The following is a 955-nucleotide window of genomic DNA, read 5'->3' as shown; positions in this document are numbered from 1 at the left end:
CCAGTAAGTTGAACAGAACAGAATTCATCATCGCCACAGCCATCATCCTGTTCGCAGCTTTCTGCATGGGTTGGTTCGCCAACTGGCTGGCCCATCGGCTGTCCCGTGTTCGCCAAAGCGACGTGGCCGATCTTGACCGCATGAGTCAGGAACTGCACGAGGCCGAAGAAACACGCGATCAGGCAATCACATATCTTCAGCAGCGCGAGGCAGAGCTGACCAACCAGCTGACGCAAACCGAAGCCGAGTTGAATGCCGCAATGGAAGGGCTGCGCGCGGCGCGGCAGGAAGCCGAAGAGATGCGCGGGCGGATCAACAACGCAGACTAGGCACCCTACCAGCGGGTCAGCGCGTCTTCATCCTCGTCCTTGGCAGCCACCCATTCTGCCCCGGACGTGGTGATTTCCTTCTTCCAGAATGGCGCGCGAGACTTAAGGTAATCCATCAGATATTCCGCCGCCTCAAACGCATCTTTGCGGTGCGGTGCGGCGGTTGCGACCATCATGATCTGGTCACCCGGCGCAAGCCTTCCGTGGCGGTGGATCACCAGAACGTTGCCCAGTGACCAACGGGCTTGCGCCTCTTCCGCTATCTTGGTTAGGGCGCGTTCGGTCATGCCAGGATAGTGCTCGATCTCCATCACATCCAGATCGCCCGAAGCCAGATCGCGCACAACGCCCGTGAAGGTCACGATGGCCCCGTTGGCATCGTCCCCGGCGGCAAAAGCGTTGGCTTCGGCCCCCAGATCGAACGGGGCCTCCTGCACGACGATCCGCATTCTAGCCACCCGTCATGGGCGGAAAGAACGCAACCTCGCGTACACCGGTCAGTGGGGCGTCAAAATCCGAAAGCTCTTGGTCCAGCGCCACGCGCAAGGCCGACAGATCGGCAAAGGCAGCAGCATAGCGATCCTCACGCGCGCTCAGTTCCGCGACCAAATCGCTGACTGTTGCGG

3 protein-coding genes are annotated in these 955 nt (G+C 60.5%); 1 reads left to right on the top strand and 2 read right to left on the bottom strand.

Features of this window, described 5'->3' with window-relative positions:
* The first annotated feature begins 8 nt into the window (after window positions 1–8).
* Window positions 9–329: a hypothetical protein gene (locus tag ACR0B3_RS24220; protein ID WP_170395619.1), complete on the top strand. Its 321-nt coding sequence runs from the start codon at window positions 9–11 to the stop codon at window positions 327–329.
* 5 nt (window positions 330–334) lie between these two features.
* On the opposite strand, the gene ACR0B3_RS24215 is transcribed toward ACR0B3_RS24220, so the two are convergent.
* Both ACR0B3_RS24215 and ACR0B3_RS24210 read right to left on the bottom strand, forming a co-directional pair.
* Window positions 335–778: a molybdenum cofactor biosynthesis protein MoaE gene (locus ACR0B3_RS24215; RefSeq protein ID WP_480811267.1), complete on the bottom strand. Its 444-nt coding sequence runs from the start codon at window positions 776–778 to the stop codon at window positions 335–337.
* Window position 779: 1 nt separating this feature from the next.
* The coding region (locus ACR0B3_RS24210) for a MoaD/ThiS family protein (protein ID WP_480811268.1) at window positions 780–955 on the bottom strand (176 nt) is incomplete at its 5' end.

This window comes from Ruegeria sp. CE9 (assembly GCF_056537425.1).
This window is presented reverse-complemented; position numbering and strand designations above follow the sequence as displayed.